Origin of the sequence: Paenibacillus sp. NAIST15-1 (assembly GCF_001894745.1) — a bacterium.
Lineage (GTDB): Bacteria > Bacillota > Bacilli > Paenibacillales > Paenibacillaceae > Paenibacillus_B > Paenibacillus_B suaedae.
In genome coordinates this window covers 91276-117160 of record NZ_BBYF01000011.1, presented here as the reverse complement: position 1 = coordinate 117160, position 25885 = coordinate 91276, and the positions used below count along the sequence as shown (strand labels likewise).

The 25885-nt window shown below is 50.3% G+C and carries 21 protein-coding genes; 17 read left to right on the top strand and 4 right to left on the bottom strand.

Going from position 1 to position 25885, the window contains the following annotated elements:
* Positions 1 to 97: 97 nt before the first annotated feature.
* The 3 genes from PBN151_RS20950 to PBN151_RS20940 all read right to left on the bottom strand — a co-directional run bounded on the left by PBN151_RS20950 (position 98) and on the right by PBN151_RS20940 (position 2746).
* A complete protein-coding gene (locus tag PBN151_RS20950; protein ID WP_065293670.1) occupies positions 98 to 1078 on the bottom strand; it encodes an electron transfer flavoprotein subunit alpha/FixB family protein in 981 nt (326 codons plus the stop codon).
* A 56-nt stretch (positions 1079 to 1134) separates the two neighbouring features.
* Positions 1135 to 1893, bottom strand: a complete 759-nt coding sequence (locus tag PBN151_RS20945) for an electron transfer flavoprotein subunit beta/FixA family protein (protein ID WP_072730558.1) — start codon at positions 1891 to 1893, stop codon at positions 1135 to 1137.
* Positions 1894 to 2161: 268 nt separating this feature from the next.
* A complete protein-coding gene (locus PBN151_RS20940; protein ID WP_065293672.1) occupies positions 2162 to 2746 on the bottom strand; it encodes a fatty acid metabolism transcriptional regulator FadR in 585 nt (194 codons plus the stop codon).
* 209 nt (positions 2747 to 2955) lie between these two features.
* Between PBN151_RS20940 and PBN151_RS20935 the strand changes: the two genes are divergently transcribed.
* The 15 genes from PBN151_RS20935 to PBN151_RS31440 all read left to right on the top strand — a co-directional run bounded on the left by PBN151_RS20935 (position 2956) and on the right by PBN151_RS31440 (position 21778).
* Positions 2956 to 5130 (top strand): heterodisulfide reductase-related iron-sulfur binding cluster, encoded by a 2175-nt coding sequence (locus tag PBN151_RS20935; RefSeq protein ID WP_028533636.1) that lies wholly within the window; start codon positions 2956 to 2958, stop codon positions 5128 to 5130.
* Between the two features lie 473 nt (positions 5131 to 5603).
* Positions 5604 to 8000 (top strand): 3-hydroxyacyl-CoA dehydrogenase/enoyl-CoA hydratase family protein, encoded by a 2397-nt coding sequence (locus tag PBN151_RS20930; RefSeq protein ID WP_072730557.1) that lies wholly within the window; start codon positions 5604 to 5606, stop codon positions 7998 to 8000.
* 34 nt (positions 8001 to 8034) lie between these two features.
* The gene (locus PBN151_RS20925; protein WP_072730556.1) at positions 8035 to 9216 is read left to right on the top strand and encodes an acetyl-CoA C-acyltransferase; all 1182 of its coding nucleotides are present in this window, start codon (positions 8035 to 8037) and stop codon (positions 9214 to 9216) included.
* Between the two features lie 103 nt (positions 9217 to 9319).
* On the top strand, positions 9320 to 11104 hold the full coding sequence (locus PBN151_RS20920) for an acyl-CoA dehydrogenase family protein (RefSeq protein ID WP_370510441.1): 1785 nt from the start codon (positions 9320 to 9322) through the stop codon (positions 11102 to 11104).
* A gap of 37 nt (positions 11105 to 11141) precedes the next feature.
* Positions 11142 to 12821 (top strand): long-chain-fatty-acid--CoA ligase, encoded by a 1680-nt coding sequence (locus PBN151_RS20915; protein WP_072730555.1) that lies wholly within the window; start codon positions 11142 to 11144, stop codon positions 12819 to 12821.
* A gap of 97 nt (positions 12822 to 12918) precedes the next feature.
* A complete protein-coding gene (locus PBN151_RS20910; protein ID WP_021252281.1) occupies positions 12919 to 13347 on the top strand; it encodes a PaaI family thioesterase in 429 nt (142 codons plus the stop codon).
* Positions 13348 to 13614: 267 nt separating this feature from the next.
* Positions 13615 to 14616 carry a UV DNA damage repair endonuclease UvsE gene (gene uvsE / locus PBN151_RS20905; protein ID WP_021252280.1) on the top strand — a complete coding sequence of 334 codons (1002 nt, stop codon included), beginning with the start codon at positions 13615 to 13617 and terminating at the stop codon, positions 14614 to 14616.
* Positions 14617 to 14767: 151 nt separating this feature from the next.
* Entirely contained in the window at positions 14768 to 15538 is a 771-nt protein-coding gene (gene fabI / locus PBN151_RS20900; protein WP_021252279.1) for an enoyl-ACP reductase FabI, read from the top strand.
* 147 nt (positions 15539 to 15685) lie between these two features.
* On the top strand, positions 15686 to 16510 hold the full coding sequence (locus PBN151_RS20895) for a sulfite exporter TauE/SafE family protein (RefSeq protein WP_072730554.1): 825 nt from the start codon (positions 15686 to 15688) through the stop codon (positions 16508 to 16510).
* A gap of 101 nt (positions 16511 to 16611) precedes the next feature.
* Positions 16612 to 17469 (top strand): inositol monophosphatase family protein, encoded by an 858-nt coding sequence (locus tag PBN151_RS20890; RefSeq protein ID WP_072730553.1) that lies wholly within the window; start codon positions 16612 to 16614, stop codon positions 17467 to 17469.
* 34 nt (positions 17470 to 17503) lie between these two features.
* Positions 17504 to 17785: a hypothetical protein gene (locus tag PBN151_RS20885; protein WP_072730552.1), complete on the top strand. Its 282-nt coding sequence runs from the start codon at positions 17504 to 17506 to the stop codon at positions 17783 to 17785.
* 209 nt (positions 17786 to 17994) lie between these two features.
* Positions 17995 to 18234: a hypothetical protein gene (locus PBN151_RS20880; protein WP_072730551.1), complete on the top strand. Its 240-nt coding sequence runs from the start codon at positions 17995 to 17997 to the stop codon at positions 18232 to 18234.
* 72 nt (positions 18235 to 18306) lie between these two features.
* Complete coding sequence (locus PBN151_RS20875; RefSeq protein WP_005543265.1) at positions 18307 to 18834, top strand: RNA polymerase sigma factor; 528 nt, start codon at positions 18307 to 18309, stop codon at positions 18832 to 18834.
* Positions 18834 to 21398: a DUF4179 domain-containing protein gene (locus tag PBN151_RS20870; RefSeq protein ID WP_072730550.1), complete on the top strand. Its 2565-nt coding sequence runs from the start codon at positions 18834 to 18836 to the stop codon at positions 21396 to 21398. Before PBN151_RS20875 ends, PBN151_RS20870 begins: the two co-directional genes overlap by 1 nt.
* Before the next feature lie 212 nt (positions 21399 to 21610).
* On the top strand, positions 21611 to 21778 hold the full coding sequence (locus PBN151_RS31440) for a hypothetical protein (protein WP_163974314.1): 168 nt from the start codon (positions 21611 to 21613) through the stop codon (positions 21776 to 21778).
* Positions 21779 to 21892: 114 nt separating this feature from the next.
* Here the strand turns inward: PBN151_RS31440 and PBN151_RS20865 are convergent, their stop codons facing one another.
* Positions 21893 to 23269 (bottom strand): C39 family peptidase, encoded by a 1377-nt coding sequence (locus PBN151_RS20865; RefSeq protein WP_072730549.1) that lies wholly within the window; start codon positions 23267 to 23269, stop codon positions 21893 to 21895.
* A 185-nt stretch (positions 23270 to 23454) separates the two neighbouring features.
* Between PBN151_RS20865 and PBN151_RS31435 the strand changes: the two genes are divergently transcribed.
* Complete coding sequence (locus tag PBN151_RS31435) at positions 23455 to 24066, top strand: RNA polymerase sigma factor (protein WP_227774908.1); 612 nt, start codon at positions 23455 to 23457, stop codon at positions 24064 to 24066.
* On the top strand, positions 24014 to 25744 hold the full coding sequence (locus PBN151_RS20855) for a DUF4179 domain-containing protein (protein ID WP_072730548.1): 1731 nt from the start codon (positions 24014 to 24016) through the stop codon (positions 25742 to 25744). Before PBN151_RS31435 ends, PBN151_RS20855 begins: the two co-directional genes overlap by 53 nt.
* Positions 25745 to 25885: the final 141 nt, after the last annotated feature.

Sequence of the window (25885 nt, the reverse complement as noted above, 5' to 3'; positions counted from 1 at the left end):
GAAACTGGGAGCCCGGGGGTGAATTGGGCATTTTGCAAAAAAAAGAGCACCCCGATCGTCTTAAGCAACCGGAATGCCCTGCCTTACCGTTTTTATGCTATGCTTGCAGCGCCTGCTTGAACTGCTCAGTCAGGAGCGGCACGATTTCGAACAGGTCGCCCACGATGCCGTAATCGGCAATCTGGAAGATTGGCGCTTCCGGATCTTTGTTGATCGCGATAATGACGCGCGATTGGCTCATTCCCGCCAGATGCTGAATGGCGCCGCTAATGCCGCAGGCAATATACAGCTCCGGCGTGACGACCTTGCCCGTCTGTCCGATTTGCAGGGCGTAGTCGCAATAACCCGCATCGCAGGCACCGCGGGAAGCGCCAACAGCACCGCCAAGTAGAGAGGCGAGCTCCTCAAGCGGTTTGAATCCCTCGGCGCTGCGGACGCCTCGTCCTCCAGATATAATGATTTTCGCTTCACTCAAATCCATTTTGCCAACCGTATTTTGCACGACCTCGCGAATAACAGCGGATAGCGGCGGTTCAGGGTAAGCAATAGCCGTTACAGGCACTGTTCGGCCAGCTTCTGCTGCCGGAGGCTGAATGTTGTTCGGGCGTATGGTTACGATCCATGGTGCAGCAAGGAACTTCTTCTTCTCCATGGCCTTGCCTGCATAGATCGGGCGCGTGAATAATACCTCGCCGCTGCTGTCCACTTCAATTGCGATGATATCGGAAATTTGGCCGCTATGCAGGGAAGCAGCCAACTGCGGTGCCAAGTCTTTGCCCCAAGCAGTATGGCCGAAAAATACGCCATCCGGGTTGGCTGCTTGCACAACGGCTTGCAGCGCGGCAAAATAAGCCTCCGGATGATAATGAATGAGTGCAGTATGCTCCACAGTATAAATATGATCGACGCCGTAGGCCGCCAAGTCGCTGGAATAGCGGGTTGCATCCGCACCGATGATCACAGCGGCTACAGTGCCTCCATTGCCTGCGGCTGTGCGGGCTGCCCCAATCGCTTCATAGGACACTTGGCGAAGACTTCCACCCTTCGCTTCGGCTACGACAAGAATCGTTCTGGACATATCAATACGCCTCCTTGGAATATGAACTTACCGGATTCGTTGCATTCGATGCAGAACTATACGACCTTAGCTTCCGTCCGCAGCAGTCGGAACAACTCTTGGACTTGAGCGGCTGGTTCCCCGGCGAGCAGCTTGCCGGCTTGGCGCTGCGGAGGCAGGAATAGCTCCGCTTGAGCTGTACGTGCGTCAACCGTTACACCGAAGTCGTCGAGCGTAAGCTCACGGAAAGGCTTCTTCTTCGCCTTCATAATTCCTTGCAGCGAAGGATAGCGCGGATCATTCAAACCTTGCTGGGCGGTGAATAGGGCTGGAAGAGGCACCTCTACTACTTCTGTGTCTCCTTCGGCATCCCGGGAGCAGACGGCACGGCCATCCGCGATTTCAAGCTTCGTAATCGACGATACATGCGGAATGCCAAGCAGCTTCGCAAGTCTAACGGCCACTTGGCCGGAACCGTTGTCGACCGAGAAGTTGCCGCCAAGAATAAGATCGTAAGATTCTGTTCCGACAAATGCGTGCAAGGCATGCGCAACGGCATGCTCATCGCTGCCGATTCGCTCATCGTTGAGCAGCACGGCTTCGTCAGCGCCCATGGCAAGTGCTGTTCGCAGCGCCTCAGATGTACGCTCGGGTCCTGCGGAGACGACGATAACCTTGCCGCCTTGGTCATCGCGAATGCGAATCGCTTGCTCAACTGCATACTCATCATAAGGATTAAGGACGAATTTGACTCCGTCTTCTGCAATTTTGCCTCCTTCGGTGATGATCTTTTCCTCCGTATCGAATGTCTGCTTGACTAATACGATGATATTCATCGTTCATTGCCCCTTTCGCTTTATTTAGTTTCAAAATATCTAAAGCGGACTTGCAGAACAAGTGGACTGCCATGCAGGAGATTGGGTAGGAGTACAGCTCTGAGAAGGGGTATTACAACGTCGGTATCCATTTCCTATATGGCGATAACGTGATAGTGAATCCAAGATGAGACATGATCATATATCCAAGATGGGTCTTGGTAGAACAAGAATAAATAAGGATCTGACCTTAAGAACAGGGTGTAATCGGGAAATTAGAAGGGGAGAGCTAAGGCTCGAGTCCCTTTAGGAAAAAAGTGATCGTGCCATCCAGCTGTCCAACCAGAGAATACTTCTGCCCGGAAATGAGCCACGACGTCACGACTTCATCCATAGAACCGAATATGAGTAGACGGGTAAGCTTGACGTCAATATCGTCACGGAATACCTTTTCTTCAATGCCCTGCAATAAGATTCGTTCAATCAGTACAATATAGGGTTTTATAATTTTTCCGATTTCCTTGCGAAGCTCAAGGGAGCTTTGTCTCAGCTCGATTTGCGTGACGAACGCCAAATCCGGATTGCTCTCAAACTCGGAAAAATGGATTTTGCATACATTACGCAATGCTTCCTTGGCCCCGGTCGTTTCTTCGAGGCTTGCATGAAACTTAGCGATAAGCTCCCCAAGCTTCTCTTGAAACAAGGAAATCAGGATATCCTCCTTTCGTTTGAAGTATAGATAGATCGTGCCGTCAGCAACTCCGGCTGCTTTTGCAATTTTGGAAACTTGCGAGCGGTGAAACCCGTGTTCTGCAAAGACTTTGACCGCTGCTTCGAGAATTTGGGAATATTTTTCTTTTTTCTGACTTGTCATGGAATCACCTCGGTGCTAGAATATGGAATACAAATGAATGAATGCTCATTCAGTTTCTGCTGCTATCATAAATTAGAACTGAGATCATTGTCAATCATTGGATATAGATCTGGGTTAAGGCAGTAGAAAGGCACTTGGTGACAAGGGGATGAAAACGCTTCCTGTAGGTAATTCATTCATTTGCAATATTGAGAAAGGGGATGGTTCCGATGCCGGGAGCGATTGTGCAGCTTGTCCTATTTTTGGCCGTTACGGGACTCGGCGTTTATTGGTTTGCCAAAGCGGTCTATCACCGGTTCTTGTATGTCAAACTCGGACAGCCGGTAAATTGGAGCGGACGGGTGAAGCACAATTTGCATGCATTTGCCGCCCAAGTGTTCGGGCAGACGAAACTGCTGAAGGATAAGAAAAGCGGCCTGATGCATATTGTCATCTTCTATGGTTTCATCATTTTACAAGTTGGCGCACTGGATATTATTTATAAAGGATTGTCGGGCAAACCGCTGCCCATTCCCGGGTACGAGGCATTCGAGCTGCTGCAGGAAGCAACCGTGACGTTGATACTCATTGCCATGGGGTATGCTGCCTATCGCAGATACGGGGAGAAACTAGGAAGGCTGAAGCGGGGCTGGAAGCCATCGATTGTCGTCTTCTTTATTTACGCTTTGATGTTGTCTGTCTTATTGACGATGGGATTCCATCGGTTAGCTGAAGGAGAAGGGGCATCGGGATACGCGCCGATATCTTCCCTTATAGCAGGTATTTTTACCGGCATATCCCACGGGGTGGCTGAGGCGCTCTATATCGCATTCTGGTGGGCGCACTTGTTGATTTTGCTTGCGTTTCTTGTCTATGTGCCGCAGAGCAAGCATTTCCATCTACTGTCGGCTCCCGTCAACCTGCTGCTTCGGCGCACAGAGCCTGTCGGGCGGTTGAGCAAGCTCGACTTGGAAGATGAGGAAGCTGAATCGTTCGGTGTGGGCAAAGTGGAGGATTTTACACAGAAGCAGCTAGTGGATCTGTACGCATGCGTCGAATGCGGGCGCTGTACGAATGTATGTCCGGCTGCCAGTACAGGGAAATGGCTGTCGCCCATGCATATGATCGTCAAGTTGCGCGATCACCTGACAGAGAAAGGAGCGGCTATTACGTCTCGTTCACCATGGACTCCTGCCTTTGCATTCAAATCAACGGGTACTCACAGCATGAATCCAGAGGGGGCCGAGCTTGGAAAGTGGCACGGACAGGGGATAACCGATATTGCTTCGACGATGCAGGCGCAGGCAGCCACTTGGCAAATTGCACAACACCCCCCAGAGCAACTTGAGCTTATCGGCGATGTGATGTCCGAGGCTGAAATATGGGCATGCACGACCTGCCGCAACTGTGAGGATCAATGTCCGGTCGGCAATGAACATGTCGACAAAATCGTCGATATGCGCCGTTATCTGGTGCTAACGCAAGGGAGCATGCCGCATGATGGGCAGCGGGCGCTGCAGAACATTGAGCGTCAGAGCAATCCGTGGGGCATTAGCCGCAGTGATCGTGTGAAATGGGTGAAGGAAGTTGATCCTGAAGGTGTGCTTCATGTACCAACCGTGAAGGAGAATCCGGAGTTTGATATCCTGCTGTTCGTCGGCTCCATGGGCTCTTATGATAATCGCAGCCGGAAGGTTACGCGGGCGCTTGTGCGCCTGATGAATGAAGCCGGCGTGAACTTTGCCATACTCGGCAATGAAGAGAAGAATTCGGGCGATACTCCGCGGCGCATGGGCAATGAATTTTTGTTCCAGCAGCTATGCGAGGAGAACATCGTCACTTTCCAAAAATATAATGTACGCAAAATTGTTACGGCTTGTCCCCATACGTACAACACGTTAAAGAATGAGTATCCCGAGTTTGGGCTGGAAGCCGAAGTACTCCATCACAGCGAGCTGCTTGATGAACTGATTCGCGCGGGAAGTCTTGTTCCGCAGTATGAGGTGGAGGAACGAATTACGTACCACGACTCCTGTTATCTTGGACGCTATAATGGCGTTTATGAACAACCGCGCAATATCCTGCGCGCGATACGCGGCGTAACCCTGCTTGAAATAGAGCGAAGCCGTGAGAATGGCATGTGCTGCGGAGCTGGCGGCGGCATGATGTGGATGGAAGAGACTGCAGGCAAGCGTGTCAATCTGGCGCGCACTGAGCAAGCACTGGCCACAAAGCCGACCGTAATTTCATCGGCATGCCCGTACTGCCTCACGATGATGGAGGACGGCACGAAACTGCTTGAAGCCGAGGAATCCGTTCAGACGCGCGACATCGCAGAAATTTTGGAACTAGCTGTGTTCGGGGCGGTTAAATTGGATGACAAGCAGCCGATGACGGTTTCATAAGACAGCCCTTGGTAAGTCTACAAAGAATGATTGCATTTTTTGAACAATGGTCAAAAACCTCATTCTCTCACCATCAATGAACTACTCCATATATCTTTCTTCTATGAATCTACAACTACAACGACAAGCACAATCCAGATTAGCACTTGTCTTAAGAGCAGCATTGGCATCAAGAGCAGCGGTCTGGAAGCATTGCACATCTCAAGAAGCACACATCTCAAGAAGCACACATCTCAAGAAGCACACATCTCAGAAGTACACATTTCAAGCAATACACACCTCACGAAGTACAGACACACTTACAAGTCCTGAAGCAGGAACATCTTACGAAGTGCACCCAGCACTTCTGAAGCAGGGAACATCTCAGAGTATCGTCATCAGCCAACAATTTCATATCTATTAAAGTCTTGAAGTCGTTCTTGTTGTTCTCATCATGTGACACAGACCATTACAAATTGGGAGGGAACTCGCATATGGTTCAACCGATTCAATGCGCCGCCGTTATCGGCTCTGGCGTAATGGGTGCGGCTATTGCCGCCCACTTGGCGGGTGCAGGCATTCGCTGCCTGCTGCTCGACCTTGTGCCGAACCAGCTTACAGAAGCTGAATCCAAGAAAGGACTCACACTGGAGCATCCAGCTGTACGCAATCGTTTAGCTGCGGATGCGATCGCGCGCCTGAAGAAGACGAAGCCGGCACCGCTTTATAGTGAAGAGTTCGCGGGCAGAATTACACCGGGCAATCTCGAAGATGATCTGTCGAAGCTTGCAGACGTGGATTGGATTATTGAGGTCGTCGTCGAGAGACTGGATGTGAAGCGCGACCTGCTGAAGCGAATCGAAGGGGTATGGAAGCCGGGAACGATCGTAACATCGAATACGTCAGGCATATCCATCAACGACATGGTTGCTTCGTGCGGAGAGTTATTTAAAAAGCACTTTTTAGGCACTCATTTTTTCAATCCTCCACGTTATATGAAGCTGCTTGAAATTATTCCGGGAGAGACGACAGATCCGGAAATTGTGTCCTACATGCATGAGTTCTGTGAGCGTCGCCTCGGCAAAGGCGTCGTTGTAGCCAAGGACACGCCGAACTTTATCGCCAACCGAATCGGTACATTTGGACTGCTTATTACATTGCGAAATATGATGGAGCTTGGGTACACGGTCGAGGAAGTAGATGCTGTCACTGGACCTGCGCTTGGTCGCCCGAAGAGCGCAACGTTCCGTACACTTGATCTGGTTGGACTTGACACGTTCGTGCATGTAGCAGCGAATGTGCATGACCAGACAGCAGCGACAGTAGAGAAAGATGTATTCAGCGCGCCGGATGTTCTTACCCGGATGGTTGACTTAGGCTGGATAGGTGAGAAGCAGGGCCAGGGCTTCTATAAGAAGGTAAAGACCGACTCTGGGAAGGTCATACAGGCACTGCGCTTTGACACGATGGACTACGAGCCGGTACGCAAAATCTCTTCCGCCTCCTTGGAAGCGTCAAAGTCTGCCAAGGGCGCAGCGAATAAAATCAAGGCGCTGCTCGGTACAAAGGATCGTTATTCCGAACTGGCATGGAACACGCTGAAGCCGGTGCTGCTCTATTCGGCGCACAAGCTGGGCGAAATCGCCGATTCGATTGTCGATATCGACAATGCGATGAAATGGGGCTTCAATTGGGAACTCGGGCCGTTCGAAGTATGGGACGCGATCGGCTTGGTGTCGGCTGCCAAACGCATGGAGGCAGAGGGCGACGTGCTGCCAGATTGGGTACGCGCGTGGATTGCTGAAGGACATACTCACTTCTATGAGAAGCGGGAGGCACAACAATTTTACGTTCATGGCGGGGAGTGGACTGAGCTGGAGTCGGCAGCGGAGCATATTTCGCTCAAGCAGCTCAAGCAGCAGAACAAGGTCGTGCTATCTAACCCGGGTGCTAGCTTGATTGACATCGGGGACGGCGTAGCTTGTCTGGAATTCCATTCGCCGAACAATGCCATCGGTGCGGATATTTTGACCATGATTCAGAAAAGCGTGGAGGAAGTTCGCCGTAATTACCGCGGACTCGTTGTGGCAAATGAAGGGCGTCATTTCTGCGTGGGCGCCAATGTCATGCTGCTTCTAATGGAGGCTCAGGAAGAGGAATGGGATGAAATTGATCTTATCATCCGCCAGTTCCAGACTACGATGCTGACGCTGAAGAGACTGGAGAAGCCTGTTGTAGCTGCGCCGCATCAAATGACGCTTGGTGGAGGGGTAGAAGCGTGCCTGCCGGCAGACAAAATCATTTTCTCTGCGGAAACGTACTTCGGATTGGTCGAAACGGGCGTTGGCTTGATTCCAGCGGGCGGCGGCTGTAAAGAGATGGCCTTGCGCTCAAGCCAAATCGTCGGCCAAACGAATCCAGACCTGCAATCGTACATCAACAGCTATTTCGAAACAATTGCTATGGCGAAGGTATCGACAAGTGGACATGACACGAAGCGGCTCGGCTATATGGGGCCTAACGACTCCGTCGTTATCAACCCGGATCGCCGTATACATGAGGCGAAGATGGCCGTGCTGGAAATGGATCGGGTCGGATATGCGCCGAGAGAAGAGGAGCGCATCCGCGTCGTTGGTGAACCTGGCAAATCCGTACTGCAGCTGGCAGCCTATACGATGCACCTCGGCGGCTATATTTCAGATCATGACCGGTTGATCGCCAATAAGCTGGCGCATGTGCTTGCGGGCGGCAACGTACTGGCGAACAGCTTGGTGAGCGAGCAATACATGCTCGATCTGGAACGTGAAGCTTTCTTAAGCCTGTGCGGCGAACCGAAGACGCAGGCGCGCATGCAGCACATGCTCTCCAAGGGCAAGCCGCTGCGCAATTAATATCCTTCCAAATTAGGAATGAGGGGAGATCGCAATGAAAGAAGCTGTCATTGTATCTATAGCGCGTACGCCGGTTGGCCGGGCGAAGAAGGGGAGTCTCGCGCAGACGAGAGCTGAGGATCTGGGGAGAACGGTACTGGAGGAAGTTGTTCGACGCGCACCAGGCTTGAACAAATCGGATATTGAGGACGTCATACTCGGCTGCGCAATGCCGGAAGGCGAGCAAGGCTTGAACATGGCACGAATCTTGTCGTTGTATGCAGGTTATCCGCAGGAGGTGCCTGCGGTTACGGTTAACCGGTTTTGTGCTTCTGGCCTGCAATCGATCGCATTTGCTGCAGAACGGATTATGGCCGGCTCTGCGGACACGATTGTTGCCGGCGGAGTAGAGAGCATGAGCGCGGTGCCAATGACCGGTTTCAAGCTTGCACCGCATCCGAAGCTGATCTCAGAAATGCCGGAAGTATACATGGGCATGGGATACACTGCGGAAAATGTTGCGAAGCGATTCGGCATTAGCCGTGAGGATCAGGATCAATTCGCTGCTAACAGTCATCGCAAGGCTGCGGCAGCCATCGCCGAAGGCAAATTCCGTGACGAGATTGTACCTGTCTCAACGGTACAGAGAGGGGTCGACAGCAATGGACGGCCTTGGGAAAAAGAACTGACCTTCGATATGGATGAATGCGTTCGGCCGGACACGACAGAAGAAGTGCTTGCGAAGCTGAAGCCTTCGTTCTCCGTGGGCGGCAGCGTCACGGCAGGCAATAGCTCGCCGATGAATGACGGCGCGGCAGCCTGTGTACTGATGAGCGCCGATAGAGCGAAGGAGCTTGGATTGAAGCCGCTTGCGGCCTTCCGCAGCTTCGCGTTGGCTGGCGTCGCGCCTGACATTATGGGCGTCGGACCTGTAGAAGCGATTCCGAAGGCGCTGCGCAAGGCCGGTATTACGCAGGATCAGGTCGATCTGTTTGAGCTGAATGAAGCATTCGCCTCGCAGTGCCTGCATATCATTCGCCACTTAGGGCTGGATGAGAGCAAGGTGAATGTGAATGGCGGCGCGATTGCGCTCGGTCATCCGCTTGGCTGCACCGGCTCGAAGCTGACGGCGACACTCTTGCATGAGCTTCGCCGCCGTGGTGGCGGCTATGGTGTCGTATCCATGTGCATCGGTGGTGGAATGGGAGCTGCCGGAGTGTTCGAAGTGTTTGCTTAAACGCTGTGCGTAGACTTATTGCCTTGCATTGTTGTTCAGATTGATCAAATGATTCAAAGCCATTTATCCATTCTTAATCCACTTCGAAAGGAAGAAGATTACCATGACCATGTTGGAACTGAAAATCAAAGGCGGAAGCTTTGTCATTGATGACATCACTCCCGATGCGATTGTTACTCCGGAGGACTTCACCGAAGAACAGCGCATGATGGTGGATACAACTCGTGATTTCGTAGAAGGAGAAGTGCTGCCGCACGACGAAGAATTGGAAAAATTGAATTACGATTTGACGGTTAAGCTGATGCGCAAGGCCGGGGAAATCGGGCTGCTTGGCGCAGATATTCCAGAGGAATACGGCGGTCTTGAGCTCGACAAGGTCAGCTCTACGCTGATCGGCGAAACGCTGACCAAAGCATCTGGCTTTGCGCTCTCGGTTGGCGCGCATGTGGGTATCGGAACACTGCCGATCGTGTTCTTCGGCTCACCGGAGCAGAAGGCCAAGTACTTGCCTGACCTTGCAACAGGCGCTAAAATCGCTGCTTATTGCCTGACGGAGCCGTCATCGGGATCTGACGCGCTTAGTGCGAAGTCGACAGCGGAGCTGTCTGAGGATGGCAGTCATTACGTGCTGAATGGCTCTAAAATTTTTATTACAAATGCAGGCTTCGCAGATATTTTTATCGTATATGCGAAGGTAGATGGCAAAGACTTCACGGCATTCATTGTTGAGAAGGGAATGGAAGGCTTCACGGTTGGGCCGGAAGAGAAGAAGATGGGCATCAAGAGTTCTTCCACTTGTCCGCTCTTCTTCGAGGACGTCAAGGTTCCAGTGGAGAATGTGCTTGGAGAGGTAGGCCGCGGACATGTCATTGCGTTCAATATTTTGAACATCGGCCGCTTCAAGCTGGGCGCGGGATGTCTCGGAGCAGCGAAGGAAGCGATCGAGCTGAGCGTGAAATATGCTGGCGAACGCAAACAGTTCGGCAAGGCGCTTACAGAATTCTCTCTGATCGGCAATAAGCTGGCGGATATGAACATCCGTACTTATGTAACGGAGTCGATGGTGTATCGGACTTCTGGCTTGGTAGACAATGTGCTGAAGGACATCGATTACAAGCAGCCGGATTCGGGACAGTTAATGGCCAAGGCGATTGCTGAATATGCGCTTGAATGCTCCATTAATAAAGTGTTCGCTTCAGAGGTGCTTGATTTTGTAGCCGATGAAGGCGTACAAATTCACGGCGGCTACGGCTTTACGCAGGAGTATAAAATCGAGCGCATCTACCGCGACTCCCGTATTAACCGCATTTTCGAAGGAACGAATGAAATCAATAGATTGCTTATCCCAGGTACGCTGCTTAAGAGAGCCGCCAAGGGAGAATTGCCGCTCCTGCAGAAGGCGAAGGCGCTCCAAGCCGATCTGATGTCTATCGTATCCATGCCGGAATCAGGTGGAGCGATGGAGCAGGAGGAACATCTCGTTCAGATGGCCAAGAAGATATTCCTTATGCTTGGTGGATTGGCGGCTCAGAAATACGGTACATCGCTTGAGCAGCATCAGGAAATCTTGAGCAACCTTGCTGATTTAATGATTGCTGTATATGCAATGGAAAGCACGCTGCTGCGCACTCGCAAGCTGATGGCGAAGTCCGGCGAAGCGAAAGCAAAACTTGCGATGCAGATGACAACCGTATACGTGCATGAGGCATTCGCAGATATTGAACGAACAGCCAAGGAAACGCTGGCGGCAATGGAGTCAGGCGATGTCTTGCGCACGCAGCTGTCCATTCTGAAGAAGCTGGCGAAGAGCACGCCGATTGACGGCGTTGGCATCAAGCGTGAGATAGCGGAACGCGTGATTCAAGCGGAAAAATACGTGGTCTCGTAATACGCGGGAGCTCCCCGCGAGGAAGGGATGGTTAGGCATGCCATTGGAGAAGCCATGGCTCCGTCATTACCCGCAGGAAATTGACCCGACGTATGAATACCCGCGACAAAATGTCGCCCAATTCCTCATTGATGCAGCCCAGGAATATCCGACACGGCCTGCGCTCGAATTCATGGGGAAGCAGCTGAGCTATGAGCGGCTGCTTGAAGAATGCTGCCGATTCGCAAACGCGCTTGTGCGGCTTGGGATCGGCAGGCAAGAACGAGTGGCAATTATGCTGCCCAACTGTCCACAGACCGTTATTGCGTATTACGGTACGTTAATGGCTGGTTGCATAGCTGTACTGACGAATCCGCTTTATAAGGAGCGGGAGCTGGCGATCCAGCTAGCCGATTCCGGTGCGGCTGCGATCATAACTCTTGATGTATTATATCCGCGTGTGCGTGCCGCTCAGGCACGCACACCGCTTCGGCACGCGATTATCACTTCGATTAAGGACTACTTGCCCTTTCCGAAAAACGTGCTGTTTGCCTTTAAAATGAAGAAAAATGTTCAGGCGGCAGGGATCACCTATAACGATCATGTTCATGCCTTCGTACCGCTGCTCAAAAGCGTACCGCCAAGATTTATGTGCGCCGAGGTGGATGGAGAACATGATCTGGCATTGCTGCAGTATACGGGAGGGACGACAAGCACCCCAAAAGGGGTGATGCTGACTCATCAGAACTTGGTTGCCAATACGATGCAATCGGCTGCATGGTTCTATAAGGTAAAGCGCGGAGAAGAAATCTTCTTGGGAGCGCTTCCATTTTTCCATGTGTTTGGAATGACCATTTTGATGAATCTGTGTACGTTATGCCGGGGGATGAACGTGCTTGTGCCGAAATTCGAACCCTCTGAGATGCTGCGCATTATTCATAAGCTGCGCCCGACCGTGTTCCCAGGGGCACCGACGATGTACATTTCGCTCATTAATCATCCTGACACGGATCGTTATGACCTATCTTCCATCCACACGTGCATTAGCGGTGCTGCTTCGCTGCCGCTTGAGGTGCAGGAGAAGTTCGAGGCGATAACAGGCTGCGTGCTTATCGAAGGGTACGGCTTGACGGAAGCATCGCCGATTACGCATGCGAACCTGCTCTGGGGCAAGCGCAAAAACGGATCCATTGGCATTCCATTCCCCGATACGGAGGCGAAGATTGTTGATTCCTACACGGGAGAAGAGTTGCCACAGGGCGAGGTAGGGGAACTAGTTGTCCGCGGACCACAAGTAATGAAGGGGTATTGGAACAAGCCGGAGGAGACCGTAACGGCGCTTCGGGATGGCTGGCTGTATACAGGGGATCTGGGCAGGCAGGATGAGGATGGCTTTTTCTCCATCATAGATCGAAAAAAAGATTTGATCATTGCCGGCGGGTTCAATATTTATCCGCGGGAAGTGGAGGAAGTGCTGTACGAGCATCCTTGCGTGAAGGAAGCCGTCGTCGTCGGTGTGCCCGACTCCTACCGAGGAGAGACAGTCAAGGCATATATTGTGACTCGCACAGGTACCCAAGTGACCCAAGAGGAGTTAAATGTCTGGTGCCGCGAGCGGATGGCCTCCTTCAAGGTACCGCGCCAATACGAATTTCGCAGTGAGCTGCCGAAGACGATTGCGGGCAAGGTGCTGCGCCGCATGCTTCTGGAAGAGGAAGAATTACTAGTGAAAAAGTAAAAAAGCAAAAAAGGCGAATAAGCAATTAAGCGAAAAGCAGTAAAACCACTAGCAGGCATAAGGTTGAATACGAAAGTGATCGGAGGCGGAGATTTTTATGGCAGAACAGGCCGCATCCCCAGTAGCTATTGCCAGTGAGCGACTTGATCAATTGTATGCGCAAGCGAAGGGAACCTTCTGGGATTACCTTGGCTGCGAGACGATTACGGCAGAGCCGGGGCATGTCGTTCTGAAACTTGATGCTGAACCCCATCATTTGAACGTCATTGGCATCGTTCATGGAGGGGTACTGTCCTCCCTATTGGATAACGCTATGGGATTGGCTACGATGCTGGCTCGTCCTGATGAACATACCGTTACGTCCAACTTGAACGTCAACTTCGTTGCGCCGCTGCATACCGGAGAAATTCGAGTTACGGCGGAAATCGTGCATGAAACGCGCCGTTCAATTACGTGCACAGGACGAGTAACGGATGCAGATGGCAAGCTCGGTTCCCTTGCGCTGGCGACATTCCGGGTGATATAACACCATGTAATACGTAACGGTAACTTCATAAAGCAAGCCCCTGTACCAATCGGTCAGGGGTTTTTGCATTGTTAAGAAGGTTAGGAATGTTGGCGCAAATTTAGTGATGAGGAGAGACGGCACTCGGTACATCCGCAACTACGAATATCTCTTAGCCTAGTTCGATTAAGTGTAGGCTAGTAAGGTTATGCTAGAAGGAGAGAATGCCTATCAGGCAGGGTAGAAGTAGGGCCTATACGGCGATAGAAGTGGAGAGGAGTCCGAAGTATGCTGGTTCGTTTCGGATACGTGGCGATGTCCGTCACGGTGGCGAATGCTTCGCCGTCGCGCACGATGACATTCACATCATTTTGCAAACTGGAAGATCGTGCCGCGGCGTTGCGCAAGGCGGAACGCATAGCGGAAGAAAATTTGCATAATACATTGCGGCTCTTGAAGCATAATCGAGCGCATGACATTCAACTGTACCGCTTCTCTTCGAAGCTAATCCCGCTGGCTACACATCCCGAACTAAGCGACTGGGATCCATTCCCGGCCTTGCAGGAGGCATTTCAGGCAATTGGACAATATGTTAACGAGCATCATATGCGTGTGTCATTCCATCCCGATCACTTTACCGTCCTGAGTACGCCGCGCGAAGATGTGCTCATCAAGTCTGTAAAGGATCTGGAGCATCATGTTCGGATGTTCAAGGCCATGGGAGTGGATGCTCGTGCGAAGAACAACATTCATGTCGGCGGGGCATATGGAAATAAGAAGATCGCGGGAGAGCGATTCATAGAGAACTTCAAGACATTGTCTGAAGAGGTACAGAAGCGCATGACACTGGAGAACGACGACAAAACCTTCAATGCGGTAGAGACACTTCATATAAGCGAGCAGCTTGGTGTTCCGATGGTACTGGATATTCACCATCAGTGGGTGAATCATGAAGAGGAATCGTTGGATGAGCTGTGGCCGCGCATATTGAAGACATGGCAGACGCCATTTGGGCAGGCGGACGCAGCGCCGGACGATCCCCTCCCACCTAAAATCCATGTATCCAGTCCGAAGAGCGCTTCCGATATACGTGGCCATGCCGATTATGTGGAAGTGAAGCCCCTACTCGCCTTCCTCAGGGCGATTGCTCCCTATACGGAGCGCATCGATGTCATGCTGGAAGCGAAGCAGAAGGACGGGGCATTATTTCAATTGATGCGGGATCTTGTCCCTTATACGGCGGAAGGGGTTACGATTCTCGACCAAGCGAGCGTGCGAATTGATCCGTAGCTCTTAGCGATGAGATCCACTTGCTACTTGAAAATCAAGCAAAAATAGGATACGTTGAAAAAAGAGCTTTTCCGCAACAGTCAAAAGGGACATGCATATTTCATGAAACCAAATTTGATGATGCGAAATGGCGAGAGGAGGAAATTTAGCAATGTCTCAATTATTAGCAGGTAAAAATATCGTGGTTATGGGTGTCGCGAACGATCGCAGCATCGCATGGGCCATCGCGCAATCACTCGCCGCACAAGGCGCAAGATTGGCATTTACATACGAGAGCGAACGTGTAGAAGCGCGTGTACGCAAGTTGGCGGAAACGATTCCGAACGCCATCATTCTTCCGTGCAACGTTACAGTAGATGAAGAGATCGATCAATTGGCAGATAGACTTCGTGAAGAATTCGGTACACTGCATGGTCTTGTGCACAGTATCGCATTTGCGAAAACAGAAGAATTGACAGGACTGTATGCAGACACGTCCCGTGCAGGCTTCGCGCTTGCGCAAGACATTAGCGCATACTCTCTCGTAGCTGTAGCACAGCGCTTGCATCCGCTCATGACAGAAGGCGGAAGCATTATGACGATGACATACCTCGGCGCAGAACGCGCGATGAAGAACTACAATGTCATGGGTGTAGCGAAGGCTGCGCTTGAGGCTTCTGTTCGCTACTTGGCGGCAGATCTGGGACAGTTCAACATTCGCGTCAATGCGATCTCCGCAGGTCCGATCCGTACGCTTGCTGCGAAGGGCATCAGCGACTTCAACTCGATCTTGAAGCAGGTCGAAGAGAAGGCTCCACTGCGCCGTACGACAGACACGGCGGAAGTTGGCGATACTGCAATGTTCCTCATGAGCCATTTCTCACGCGGCATTACGGGTGAAGTGATCTACGTGGATAGCGGCTTCCACATTGTCGGCGTGTAACACTCGACTTCCATATCCGCCTTGCCTGGCAGCCGCCTGAATTGGTAGCTGCCTGCGGGCGGATTTTTATTTATCCGGGTGGCCGGGCAATCTCATCCCGCTCAGTAATAGGGACTTACTACGTGAGGAGAAAGTAGGAGCATCCAAATGGCAGCAACCATTATATTTCTTGTTCTTATTGGCCTAATTGCAGCAACGTTCGGCAGTCTTGTCGGACTGGGCGGTGGTATTATCATCGTACCGGGGCTGATTTTTTTCGGGCCGCATTTGCTAGGAGAAGCGATATCCTCCCAGACAGCGGTGGGAACTTCATTAGCGGTGCTTATTTTTACAGCGCTTTCCTCCACACTTGCCTATATGAAGGTGAAGCGGGTGGATTGGCGAAGCGGTGCGATTTATTTTATAACGAGCGGACCTGCTTCTATGCTGGGTGCGGCGTTAACGGAGTATTTCAAGGACAATGTATTTAACTTGGTGTTCGGGTTCTTCATGCTCGGGATGGCAATTCTGATGATCGTGAGGGAACGGCTGAAGCCGGTGAATATCACGTGGCGAGGCACACGTACGTATGTAGATCCCTCTGGTCAAGCGACCGAATATGGATACAGTATTGTGCCAATGCTGTTTATTGGATTTGCAGTCGGCTTCATCTCAGGGCTGTTCGGGATCGGGGGAGGATCGTTGTTCGTTCCGCTTATGGTACTGTTATTTCGTTATCCGCCGCATGTCGCTTCAGCCACATCCATGTTTGTCATTTTTCTATCCTCCATTCTCGGAACTACGGTTCATGCCTGGAATGGATCGGTCGATTGGATGCTGGTAGCGGTATTGGCTCCAAGCGCTTGGATCGGCGGAAGATTAGGGGCCGCAATTGCGAATCGAATGTCTGGCAAAGGGCTGTTGCTTGTCCTCCGAATTACCCTGTTCGTACTGGCAATTCGCATGATTGTGAGTGGATTTGCAGGCTCATGAACATTTTACATAGGCTAGGATATTCGAACGAAACTTATAACTGATTACTACGTATATTGGAAGAAAAGGAAGCAATTTTTAATAGAAAGTAGCGTGAAGCCTTGAATACTTCAGATAAAACTCCACACGTGGTCACCAGTAAAAGTTATACAGCGGTAGCGGTCAACTGTGCGGCTAAGACAGGTGAATGGATCAAGAGTAAATTAGGGCAGTACATATCGCTCAATATAAAATCATCTATGCACGATCTCGTTACCGAAATTGACAAAGGAGCCGAGCAGATGATTCGTCGTCTGCTGTTGACTCATTTTCCGCAGCATGCCGTTCTCGGTGAAGAATCAGTAGATCCTGGCAAGGATGCAGCCAAGCGGGCGTTGGAGAACGCACTGCAGGAGGAATATGTATGGATCATCGATCCGCTTGATGGTACCACGAACTATGTTCATGGGTTCCCATTCTACTCCGTTTCAATTGCTTTGGCGCATAAGGGAGAAGTCATTGTTGGGATTGTGTACGATCCGATGAGAGACGAACTATTCGTCGCAGAGAAGGGCAAGGGAGCCTATGTGCATGGAAGCCGAATGCAGGTGGCGCCTGAGCAGCAGCTTGGAGCCAGCTTGATTGCAAGCGGATTCCCCACGGAGCGCGAGCGTGCGCTGCCTGCGAATCTGGCGGGAATCACTGCACTTGCGCCGCAGGTTCGCAACATCCGTACCGCAGGTTCAGCTGCTCTCCATATGGCCTATGTGGCGGCAGGCCGCTTGACAGGGTTCTGGGAACTCAACCTGAATGCTTGGGATTTGGCGGCAGGAAGCTTGCTGATCACGGAATCTGGTGGCAAGGTGACAGATACGTATGGCAAGCCCTATCATTTGGGCGTGCGTGATGTCGTTGCTTCGAACGGACATATCCATGGCTCCTTCATTGAAGCGCTAAGAGATGCGAAAGCTCAAGGGTAGAGAATAGCATTCAAGCTCATACTAGTGGAAGCATATGTTTGAGGGAGGTGTTCCTGTGACTGAAAGGGACAAGGATTCACAAGAACGACTGGAAGCGGAGCTGCATGAGCGTCTGACGGCTGGGGAGATGGAGTCCGAAGAGCCGAGTGAGGCTGTGCGACGGCGGATAGCGCCGCGAACGGAAATTCGTATTCAGACGACGCTGGATCCAATCGTGGAAGAGACGAATCGGTATCGCTCTATCGCTGAGGAAGTAGACGACCGTTATGACCAATATATGAAGCGCGCTAAGCGCGATGGAGAGTCCCGGACATAGTCCGGGATTTTTTTGTGTACCAAAACCATTGCCCGAAGTGAGTCATCTTACTATCGAAATTCATTTTGATGGAGGTTGTTGTTGAAATGACTTGCTTTTCGCAAGTGTATTTATTATCTATTTTTTTCATTTCTGTATAAAAAAACTATTTTAATGGGTTGTGCATCTTATTATCGAAATTGACTTCAAATGAAGGAGGAACGATAATCATGAGATCAAATAAAAAGCTGCTTGCAGCATTAACTGCATTCAGCATGCTCTTCGCTCCGCTCATTACAGCGTGGACAGATTTAGCTAAAGAGAGCACGAATAAGGGCATCAAAAGTAATGGGCAAGTGGAAATAGCGATAGCTGATCTGGACGCGCAAAAGGCCCAGAGGGCAATGAAACAACTAACAGGCAAGGAAGTCGAATTGGAAGCTGCCTCGGAATCCAAAGGAACGACGTAATATCATATTTTCCGTTTCCAAAACTATTTAGGGCCTCCATGCATCATAGTGGTGACCGAAGGGGGAGGAACTATGGATCAGAAGATGCTGATTGTCCGCGCGCAGCAGGGCGATACACATAGCTTTGCACTAGCGGTACAGCAAATTCAAGACCGATCGTACCGAATCGCATATAGTTATCTACACGATGAGGCCGCCAGTATGGACGCAGTATGCGATGCTGTGGAGAAGGCCCTTATTCATATACAGAAATTGAAAGACCCCGAAAAATTCAACACTTGGTTCACTCGGATTGTCATCAATCAGTGCAAAACCTATTTGCGTAAAAATAAATCGATAGTCTACATAGAGGACGAAGAGGTTATGGGAGTCGCAAAGCGTCCGCCGACGGACGAAATGCTGGATTTTCAGGCTCTTATGGAGCAGCAGCCGCCAATGACGCGGATGCTCATCCAATTGAAGTATGTCCAAGGATACACACTAGAAGAAATTGCAGAGATGACAGATATGCCGCTAGGCACGGTTAAAACGAAAATATATAACACAATTAAGTTGTTTAAAAAGCAAATGATGCCAGAAATGAAGGAGGCTAGATGCTGATGGAATTTAGGGATGAGGAGATCGAAGCAATGTTCGCAAAATTGCCCGAAGTGCCTATTCCACCTAATCTGTCTCAACGGATTGCGGAGCGGATCGAGAATATGGATCGCCGCCGCCATCGGACGAAGATTGTACAGCGCAGCATAGGAACGGTTGCGGCCGGCGTTTTGCTGTTCTCTGGCTCGATCATGTTTGTGCCTTCCTTTGCCGCGTATGCGAAGCAAATCCCCGGACTGGAGGCCGCAGTCAAGTGGCTGGAGGGGGCGGGCAGCTTTATGGGCATCCGCAATGCTAAGGAGCATGGCTACATTCCGGTACAGACCTACCGTACGAAGTGGGGAGAGCGGGAAGTAAGCGTCGATAATTTGTATTTGGAAGATGATCGTCTGTTCGTCACGGTTACAATCAAGGGCGAGGATATTGCCGAGGCGCAGCGTTCCCGCCGATTGTATGACGAGTTCGAGGATTATACGGCTACGCTCCCTGAATTTGACGAACACCGATTCTCGGATGGAAGCAATCATACGACTTCCTATCATATTGAATCCGATGATGAGTCGCGTAAACAGGCTAAAGCAAAAGCGGATGGTATTGTTACTTGGAAACATGACATTCCTTTGCCGCCAGAATACGTCGAGCAGTTGAAACGAGAAGATAAGGATCGGACAATTACGATCCGGCTGACAAAAATTAAGCGCAATGACGAATATAAAAATATTTACTCCGAATCAGAGGATATTCAGGTTCCGCTCGGTATCAATAATATAAAACCAACTCGCGTGGTCAATCTGGAGCGGACGGCAGAGCAGGCAGACTCGATTGTGCAGCAGTTTGCTCTTAAGGATATTACGATCTCTCCTACCCGTATGCTGCTTGAGACTCGAACTCGAATTCAAGATGAAGGAAAGGCAGAGCTGCATCCAGGTTACGATTGGGATGAGATTGTCCGAGAAAATCTTATACTGAAAGACGAGACCGGTAAAGTGTATCCGATTCGACAGTCTTCAGGATTCAGAGATTTGGTGAATGGGGTCAGCCGCAACCAGTGGGAGTTTATCCCGTCTGTCTATTTCGAGAACAAGCCGAAGCACATGACTCTGGAATTAAAGAGATTGTATGTGACTCAAGCCCGGCCAAATCGTACGTTCCGTCTTCGCACGGAAGATAAATATCCAAAGAAGATCCAATATCAGGGCAGGGATATAACGATATTAGGAATGGAGTTTGACAATAAGGGAATCCTTCATCTCAAGGTTCAGCCAGATCAAGCGGGAAATAACCCGTTTCAGAGCACATTCTTGACGTATGAGCCTTACTACTTGAAGCTTCAGGGATCAGGATCGAACGAGATTTGGAAGCAATATGACTTGAAGCTGGATACACCGGAGACGAGAGCTATCCCAATGACAGGCAAGCAATTAAACGAAAAATATGAAAGAAATATTACGTTCAATTGGGTATTGGGAACGATTTTTGAGGATAAGGATAAGTGGGGGCAGGAGAAGGTCAAGCAAGATGTTTATGATATTGCGATTATGGCCCCGAAACTGGACGAATATGAAATATCGCTACGGAGATACAATGAGCCGATTGAGGTTAATCAGAAGGTTGAGTTTACAATCCCGCCGCTCGCAGGAGAACACGATCAAGTAGGCAGCTTGACGGAGCCGAAGCATGGCAAGACGGTGAAGGATTTGGATTCTTCCATATTGGAGCGTATGAAGCAAACAGTACGAGAAGTTGCTGGTCGTGACATTGAGCTGTATGGAGTCGAGGAATACCGTGGATCTTCTTATCACGATATTACCGTTTATAGCAAGGATAACAAGAGCTATGCCGCTCTTGATGTGAAACGTGGAACATATGATGTTCACATCTCCATGAATTACGCTGAGCTGCCAGATAAGATTAAGCGGATTGTTGAAGGGCAAACAGGACTGGACGAAAAACAGTTGGCTGCCCGTATTCAGGACATTACTCGGGCAAAGACAAGGGTCGATCGGGATGTGCATACCTGGATTACAGGAAAAGATATCGACATCGAGATGGAGGGAGAGCGAGTCCTCAGCATGTCTTATGACATTCCGATGGATCAAGTAAGTGCTAAGGCGCTTGAGTCGGCTAAGAAAGCTTCCCTCACCGTTAGAGGGAAAGAAACCCCGATGGCGCTTGCAAGCCGTACGTATCGCTATGACAGCCGTATCGGAATTGCGAAGGATTATTACGATTTAGAGGATCAGGAGCGTGATTTGTCCATTCAGGTTGGCTATAACACTGGACGCATACTGTCCGTTTATGATTCCGACATTTTAGAAACGGGAACGAATGCAACCGAGGCCCTCTTCGACAAATTCTCGAATAAGCAGGTGCTTGACGCAGCGGCACCTGACGTGAAAAGGCTGTTCGGCATTGATCTGAACGGGTATTCGGTTGAGCGATATAACGGTCAAAACTGGTATATCCTCAAAAGAGAAGGCAGTCTGACGATTGAAGGGCAAATGAATCGTTATTCGAAGTTCTACCGCCTGGATATTGATACTAATAACGATATAAATCTAAATTAGACAAGAGAAAAAAGGTTAGAAAAGCTGACCCGCGAAGCAGAAATCGCTTTGTGGGTCAGCTTTCTGTGTTCATAGGGGTAGTCAGGCATGTTGAAAAAGAAATCCTAATTGCAGTGCTGCCTGCGTAGATATCAACAAGGTGGTGTAGTTGAGTTGGATAGCCAACATGAGCTATTATGGCCAGGTTTCTTAGTTGGAGCGGAGGGATGCGGTTGATTGGCTTTCTGATATGGGTGTTAAGCTGGGTGTGCCTGTTCTGGATATGGGGCGAGGCATCAGCGCGCAAGGGGAAGCAGATTGGTTGTTTATGGGCGCTCGTTGTCTTCCTGCTTGGTCCAGTAGGGATTATTCTCTACCTCATTTTGCGCAACTATGATTAGGGAGAGTTTATCTAAGAATCATTGGGGCAAAGTTTGAATACGGCCAGAAAAAAAGGAACTGACTCTCTGCATAAATGGATGCAGGGAGGACAGTTCCTTTTGTGTTGCCGGTGCCTATGTTGCTTGTGCAGTTGGCGCTGCCTTCGTATAGGTGATAGCTTGGCTGCCCATTTGCTCCCATCCACGCTTGAAGGCGGCGCGTGTGATACGATCGCGGCGGCCAAGCGGATCATGCACGTATACATATTGCTCGTCATAGCCGATCACGAGCAAGGAATGCTCATAGTAGGTCACTTGGATTGGCCCATCAGCAGTATTCCACGTTACCCAAGCGTTAGCGGGAACAGAATCATACAGCGTCGTATGAATAACCCATACGGGTGTCCCTTGTCCAACTGTCCATAACAGATGGTCCAGGGAGGTGCCGGTCATATCAATGATTCGTCCCGGTAAATACTTCTCCGCGACCTCTGCTATCGGCTCATGATATACCCCGAGCCCAGGATTGGCGAACGTGTACATATCGCCGACGAATCCTCGATGCGGATTGCCGAAATAGATACCGCCGTTTTTCTTCTCATACGGCGTTGTATCTTTGCGGATATTCTTCGCAAGCTCCATCTTGTCAACCTTCTGACCTGCGGATTGCAAGAGCATCGCAAGCGCAGTCACTTCACAGCCGCGCGGCAGCTCGGGGAGCTGCAAAATAAGCGGGGCCCCATTCAAGCGGATCGACTTCGGCGCAGGCTTCTTCGGATCCCACATCACATGCTGACCGCGGTAGGTGACTCTGCGTCCGGGAACCTGCTTCGCGTAATTGACAGCATCCTCCCAGCTATGGAACAGTGCGGTATAACTTGTTCCCATCTTGACCGCATACGAGCCGAAGGCATCGTAGGCTAGATAGGAGGACAATTCCTCTCTCCACTCGTTCCACTTCTCTTGTTTAGGCGCCTTCGGTGTCGTGGTCAGCGCGATAACGCCGTCGCTGCTGTGAATATGCCGACCAAACGCTTTGCTAGCTGGTCGAAGCGGGACGTAGGTAACTCCGTCCTTCTGGACAGGCAATGTGTTGACAGAGACTGCGGATTTGCTGCCGGATGGGGTCGCGATACTGACCCTGCCTGCCTTGAGCGAATACGTAATCTTCGCGTCGTCTCTTGACAACGTAAGGGTACGGCCGCTCTTATCGACAGCAAGCTCTGCGTCGAGCTTGTCCGCTAGGAAGCGGGCGGGTACAAGAGTCTCTCCCTTCTCTTGATAAGGCGCGGCCTTCGGCTCGGACTCTGCAAGCGGCACCAGATAGCGACCAACCCTTGCAGTGTTGCTGTACAGCAACAGAACAATGTCATCCGAAGGCGGCCCGAAGGAGAAGGATAGGGAACCTTCCTTGAGCTTAGAGAGAATAAAATTTTGAAAGGGAAATGCACATAAAGCTAGCAATATAAGAAACAGCAGCCATCGATTCAGCTGCCTGACGATTCGCGGCAAAGTTTATACCCTCCTCAGACATACTCCCTTCTTATATCGGCAATTTACGGAGGTTTCATTAGGTACTAAATTTTTTACCCCATTTATCCAATAAATGAACCTTTTATAGAAGATAGTTGTTAATCTAGTAGTGCATGTTCAAGGGGAGCAGCAACTAGCGATGTGTAGGAAAGGTGGAGAACCTGTTGACGGACAGGGAATTTTTCGAACGATACAACAGAGATGTATACAGGACCTGCTACTATATGCTGCGCAATGCCTCGGATGCGGAAGACGTCTGCCAAGAGGTGTTTATGAAGGCGCTCACGTCGGGATGGGAGCAGGTGGAGTTTCTCAAGACGTGGCTAATGAGGATTACGGTCAATCATTGCTTGAATCACTTGCGCAAAAATAAGTCGAGATGGATGAAGGAAAAGATGCTGCTCTTGTTCCAACGAGAGCAGGTGGAGCCTTCTATCCTAACGGTAGTCGAACAAAAGGAATCGGAGGACGAGTGGAAGCGGCGCCTCGCGAAGCTGCCTGACAAAATCCGCATTGTCATCACTCTGCGGTATACGAACGATCTGCCGCTTGCCGACATCGCGGATATTCTGGATATTCCGCTGGGAACCGTGAAATCCCGGTTGAACCGAGGATTGAAGATGATGAGAGTCATATTGGACGAGCTGGACGATGATTTGAAGCTGTCAGAGGAGCAATCAGTCAAGCGGAACAGCAGCTTGGGAAGAAAGGAAGGTGAGGAACTTGGAGAAAAAAACAAACGAAGTAACGAATCTTTCTCAGCAGCTGGGCGATGAAGGCAGCCATTCCTACCCGGACTTCGAGGCGATGTGGATGCGGATTGAGGCGGCCAGAAATGAGCAGGACGAACAAGGAACATCTGCCGCTCCGTTACAGACGAAGCCAGTGTTCCGCGGGCGCAGGTTGGCTGTGCTGTCATTGGCTGCGTTTGTGCTGTTGGCTACTCCAGTGCTCGCCTATATTACCGGAAAGTGGGATTTTAAAAATCTTAAAGGCGTGGAATCAGCGATCCAACACGGATTCGGGCAGCCGATCAATAAGAAGGTTACGAATAGCGGCGTCACATTCGCCATTGATACAGCAGTGACCGACGATAATGGAACTACGCTGTTATACAGCTTGAATACTGGGGATAAGCAGGAGCGCAAATGGATGTTCGACCAATTTGAATTCAAAGACGATAAAGGAAATTCCATTGCGCGCATGGATCTTGTGCAGATGATGAAGATGAAATGGGATAATGGCCTCTATTGGCATAATTGGGATGAAGAAAACCGAACCTACAACGGCTTCTTCGATACGTCCTGGACGGTTCCCGGCAAGGAAGCGAATGTGCAATTGTCTGCGCGTGGGCTGCAGGCGTATGACTATGTTCGTGTACCAATCAATTTGAACCCGCGTAAGGCTGAGGTACAGACTTTTCCGATTCATGATGGCGGGATCAAGGAATTGAGGGTGCAGTTCATGGATGGCGGTCAAGGGCAAGCAACCATTAAATACTCTGTGTCCTACACAGATGATTCGAATTTCAACATCGTTGGCCCTCAAATTGTGGTGAAAAAGGAGGGGGAAGCGGTAATTCGATCAGGCGATAAGGCGACTAGAACGATCCTGATTGAGGGGCATCCAGAATGGGGTGTACAAGAAAGTTATAGCTCGGAAGAACTACTGCAGGGCGGCAATTCATTCGAATTTGTGTATGGCGTAAAGGGAAGCCATATCGAGGGAGAATGGGATATCGACATGTTCACCTTGAACAAGGAGAAGGCGATGCAGGCATCAGTGACCCGGGAATTAAACATTCCGCTCCGCACGACGCAAGGGGAATCAGTCCTCCGCAAGCTGATTATCAGGCCGACAGCGATAAAATTGGAGGTAGAGAATAAGAAAGTATTCGAGGAAATTCCATACCGAGCAGTTTCGTTGCTGGTGAACGGACGTAAGCTTGAAGGCTGGGAGATGATACTGGAGTATGCCAATACTTCGCTCCATGGATATCGGCAAGCCTTCACGTTTCCGGCAAGGCCCGACGTACGTTTGACCGCGGACACGCCGATAGAATTGTTGTTGGAACGTGAGATCGAGAAGATAAAGGACTATAAGAAGCCAATCAAGTTGACAGCTATTTCAGATGAAAAGAAAGAAACGCTTGTGAACGTAGAGGGTTATCCGGTCAAAGTAACCTACTATACCAAAAACGGTGACCTGTATGTCGAGAACGAGAGCGAGAATCTAAAGTTCAGCGGCGTCTCTCAGACGTACATGAAACAGGGAGACAAGAGAGTATTCGGGGAAGCCCTGTTTTTCAAATGGGAGGAGAACTGGCTCGATTGGGAGAATTCCAACAAGTACGTAAACGTGTATCGCGGATTTAAGGGACATGAAACAGAGATTTACTTGTTTGAGTTCTACATTCGACATTGGGATCGGAATATGAAAATAAAGCTGCAATAGGATGAACGATGCTGTCCCCGTCAGGATATGACGTGAGGGTGGCATTCTTTTTCATCCCTTCCAAATTAGTGAACCTAAATGAAGGCGGCTGTGTTAATTAGAATAGAGGCTTGCGCCTAAGGGATCCCATAAACGCTATCG